Source organism: Planococcus donghaensis MPA1U2 (genome assembly GCF_000189395.1).
Lineage (GTDB): Bacteria > Bacillota > Bacilli > Bacillales_A > Planococcaceae > Planococcus > Planococcus donghaensis_B.
This window is the reverse complement of record NZ_AEPB01000040.1, coordinates 1-4,108: the sequence shown is the minus strand read 5'-3', so window position 1 is coordinate 4,108 and position 4,108 is coordinate 1. Positions and strand designations below refer to the sequence as shown.

At 40.5% G+C, this 4,108-nt stretch carries 4 protein-coding genes; all 4 read right to left on the bottom strand.

Features of this window, described 5'->3' with window-relative positions:
• Window positions 1-229 precede the first annotated feature (229 nt).
• The 4 genes from GPDM_RS12315 to speE all read right to left on the bottom strand — a co-directional run bounded on the left by GPDM_RS12315 (window position 230) and on the right by speE (window position 3,948).
• Window positions 230-1,453, bottom strand: coding sequence for a cation:proton antiporter (locus GPDM_RS12315; RefSeq protein ID WP_008431828.1), 1,224 nt, complete (start codon window positions 1,451-1,453; stop codon window positions 230-232).
• A gap of 150 nt (window positions 1,454-1,603) precedes the next feature.
• Entirely contained in the window at window positions 1,604-2,101 is a 498-nt protein-coding gene (locus tag GPDM_RS12310) for an antibiotic biosynthesis monooxygenase family protein (RefSeq protein WP_008431826.1), read from the bottom strand.
• Between the two features lie 137 nt (window positions 2,102-2,238).
• Window positions 2,239-3,111: an agmatinase gene (gene speB / locus GPDM_RS12305; RefSeq protein ID WP_008431824.1), complete on the bottom strand. Its 873-nt coding sequence runs from the start codon at window positions 3,109-3,111 to the stop codon at window positions 2,239-2,241.
• A 3-nt stretch (window positions 3,112-3,114) separates the two neighbouring features.
• Window positions 3,115-3,948, bottom strand: coding sequence for a spermidine synthase (speE, locus tag GPDM_RS12300; RefSeq protein WP_008431822.1), 834 nt, complete (start codon window positions 3,946-3,948; stop codon window positions 3,115-3,117).
• Window positions 3,949-4,108: the final 160 nt, after the last annotated feature.

Genomic DNA, 4,108 nt, shown 5'->3' with positions numbered 1-4,108 from the left:
TAGCATTGGCCGAAGCCTGCGAGGACAAGCTTTTGCGACGAAGCTAGCGCAGCGATGCAGGAGCATGGGTTTTCAGTGACGAGGAGGCTGAAGCTGAGCCCATGGAAAGCGCAGTGGCCAGAACGGTTGTGGTTATACACAACTATACATTTTCAATAGACTTTGTCTACAGTCTGAGCCGATCCCTTTTTAGAATCGGCTAATTTCTCATTTCTTAAAATTCCCGGTGTTATTTTGACTGCAACCCTAATACTTTGATCAATGGTTTGATGGTTAAGCCTTGAATGACTAGAGAAAACAAGACGACAGCAAACGTTAGTATCAAAATCGTTTCACGGCCATCGAAACTTGCCGGAAGACTTAATGCCAAAGCAATGGATAAACTGCCTTTTAGTCCGCCCCAGTTCAATAAAATTCGCTCTTTTCGATTTAAATCTTTGGCTGGCATCGTGCTGAAAAATAGCGCAACCACTCTTGAAAGTAAAACGATGATAATGGCTAAAAAGATAGTCAGCCATTGACCAGAAAAATCGATATTACGAATTTCCAATCCGACAATCAAGAAAATTAACGAGTTTGCAATAAGTGTGATGACGTCCCAAAACGTATTAATCGCGTTTTCCGTTAACTTAGACATCCCGATTCTAGCACCGTAATCATTAAAAACAAATCCGCCTGCTACGACAGCAATTATTCCGGATACGTGAATATGTTCTGCGATAAAATAACTACCGAAAAACAATAATGCAGATATGGCAATTTCAAAAGGATAATCGTCATAAAAGCGAATAACTTGTGAAAATAGATATCCTAGAATGACACCAACCAATATGCCTCCTACTGCAAAACGAAGAAATAGCAAAACGCCACTGCCTAATCCTGCCCAGCCCATATCAATATAGGTCAGCAAATAAACAGACGCGATTTGAAAAAGGACGATGGCAATACCATCATTAAAAAGGGATTCACCTTCCATAATCGTTGAAAGTTTCTCTGAAACGCCTGCAGATTTAAAAATGGATAACACACTGATTGGATCGGTTGCGCTCATTAACGCCGCAAACGTAAAAGCGACCGCTAAAGGCAGACCTAATAAGAAATGAGTTGAAAAGCCAATAAGCACAAACGAGATAAACGTTCCCCCTAAAGCAAGACCAATTACAGTTTCTTTTCGCTTATACAGATGATGAAAAGGAAGTTTTAACGTAGCATCCCCAAGCAGAATGGGCAGAAATAAAGAAATGATAATGACTTGAAAAACTTCTGATTGGGTGATGAATTGCTCGGCTTGATCAATAAAAGGGAATGGGAAACTGGTGGTTCCTAGTAAAAGCCCTACTAAAACTAATGCAATCGTATCTGGCTGCTTTACTTTTCTAGCGATGCCGACAACCGTTATCGCAATGGCCAATAATACTAAGACTTGTATGAACACTGTATCAAATTCATGCATAAGTCACTCTCCTTTCCGGATAATTGCTTACTCCAACTATATCTCTTATTGCCTATTACTAAACACACACTTAAAATTCTATTCAAATAAAATATAAAAAGCCTCCTTTAAAGAGACTTTTATGATAAATCATTTCTCAAGAGGCTATATTTATTTCGTGTAACTAGTTACAAAAGAAGAGCGCGGAAAAATGTTTGGACGTTTATCGATTCCTTCTTCGGTTCCACGTTTCGCGTGCGCATGCCCATATGCTTGAGACTGTTGCCAGTCTATAAACGATTGTTCGGCTTCCCATAAAGTAAGGATGACGTACACATCCGAATCGAGTGGGCGCAGTACCCGAATTGCAGCGAACCCAGGCTCTTTTTCTACCATGCCCGCTCTATTTTGAAAACGCGATTCGAAAATCTCACGACCATCGTCTGTCACGGGAATGTTATTAAATACAGCATAGTGGCCATCAGCAAAATCGCCTACAGCATTCAATACTTCATATGCTTCTGACGCTTTTAATCCTGGGCCTCCGTCTGTCTCGTAAAGCAGTACAGCTTCATCATCGTTTTTCAAAAGAGTTAGCTCGGCATTCGACAAACTTTTCATTAAGTCTTCCGCTTGATCTTGTGGACCTGTCCATTTATACAATTGCATCGTCAACACCTCTTTCAGATAAATCGTTTCTTTTATCTTATCGTTTTTAGATGAAAGATTCTAATATGGGGAGTGTGTAAAAGAATAAAAAAAGTCGACCTGGAAAATCCAGGTCGACTTTTAAAGATTTCAGTTGTTTATTTAACCCAGCCCAATATCATTTCGCGCATTAGTTTGCTTGCTGTATTCGCTGTTTGGTCAGAATGGTCGTAAACGGGGGCTAGTTCTACAAGATCAAAACCAACTACGTTCACGCCTGATGCTGCGATAGCGTGGATAGATGCTAATAGTTCACGAGACGTGATACCGCCCGCATCAACTGTTCCAGTGCCTGGTGCGTGTGCAGGGTCCAATACGTCCATATCGATTGTGACATAAACATTGCGACCTTCAAGTGTTGGCAATACTTCTTTTAACGGCTCCAGCACTTCAAATTTCGAAATGTGCATGCCGTTTTCTTTTGCCCAGGCGAATTCTTCTTTCATTCCTGAACGAATACCAAATGAATAGACATTCTTCGGTCCGATATGATCTGCAATTTTGCGGATTGGTGTCGAATGCGAGTATTCTTCGCCTTCGTAGTTTTCGCGAAGGTCTGTGTGTGCATCAAAGTGAATGATCGCAAGGTCGTCGTATTTGCTAGCGACTGCTTTCATTACTGGCAATGACACCAAATGCTCGCCACCCATACCCATTGGAATTTTTTCGTCCGCTAAAAGTGTGTGTACATACGTTTCGATTTCCGCTAAGCTTTTTTCCGGATTACCGAATGGCAACGGAATATCCCCTGCATCAAAAAACTTAACGTCTCCCAGTTCACGGTCAAGGTACGGGCTATATTCTTCTAGTCCAATTGAAACTTCGCGAATTTTGTTTGGGCCAAAACGAGAACCTGGACGGTAACTAACTGTCCAGTCCATCGGCATGCCGTAAAGAACCGCTTTTGATTCTTCGTAATTCGGGTGGCTTTTGATAAATACTTTTCCTGAATACGTTTCGTCAAATCTCATGTGTTATTCTCCTGTCAAATCTTTCACGAATTTCGGTAAAACAAACGCAGCGTTGTGCAACTCTGGCGTGTAGTATTTCGTGTCGATTTCATGGAAGCGTTCTGCTGGTACTTCTAGTGGGTTGTACTTTTTCGAACCGATTGTGAACGCCCATAAACCACTTGGGTATGTTGGGATGTTCGCCAAATACAAGTTTGTGATTGGGAAAATTTCTTTTACATCACTTTGAACTTGTTTGATCAAATCAGCTTTAAACCATGGGTTGTCCGATTGTGCGACAAAAATCCCGTCTTCTTTTAATGCTTTTGAAATTCCTGCATAAAAGCCTTTTGAGAATAAGTTTACAGCCGGTCCAACAGGTTCTGTTGAATCTACCATAATTACGTCAAACTCGTTGTCTGATTCTGCAATGTGCATGAAACCGTCGCCAACAATTACTTCTACGCGTGAATCTTCCAAACCAGACGCAATGCTCGGCAAGAATTTTTTCGAGAACTCGATTACTTTTCCATCAATATCGACAAGTGTTGCTTTTTTAACAGACGGGTGCTTTAAAATCTCACGGATTACGCCGCCATCACCGCCGCCAACAACTAAAACGTTCTCAGGATTAGGGTGTGTAAACAACGGTACGTGTGCAACCATTTCGTGATAAACAAATTCGTCTTTTTCAGAAGTCATAACCATGCCATCTAAAAATAGCATATTGCCCCATTCTGCTGTTTCTGCCATTTCAAGATATTGAAAATCTGTTTGTTCTGTATGAAGAGTTTTATTAATTTTCATCGTAATTCCAAAGTTTTCTGTTTGCTTTTCTGTATACCAAAATCCTGCCATCTATAATCAAACTCCTTTTCATTCTGAATAAAATCCACTTAAAAAAGTATAAGTGTTTTCAAAAAAAGTGCAATATTTATTTCATACTCTTCTTTACCCGCTCTTCGCCACACTACACTAAATATAAAAAAGGTTTCTTGTCACAGGGAAGTCTTTTCCC

What these genes read in the sequence shown, in the direction of transcription:
- speE (WP_008431822.1), bottom strand. Translation starts at nt 3,948, where the DNA reads ATGGCAGGATTTTGGTATACAGAAAAGCAAACAGAAAACTTTGGAATT.
- speB (WP_008431824.1), bottom strand. Translation starts at nt 3,111, where the DNA reads ATGAGATTTGACGAAACGTATTCAGGAAAAGTATTTATCAAAAGCCAC.
- GPDM_RS12315 (WP_008431828.1), bottom strand. Translation starts at nt 1,453, where the DNA reads ATGCATGAATTTGATACAGTGTTCATACAAGTCTTAGTATTATTGGCC.
- GPDM_RS12310 (WP_008431826.1), bottom strand. Translation starts at nt 2,101, where the DNA reads ATGCAATTGTATAAATGGACAGGTCCACAAGATCAAGCGGAAGACTTA.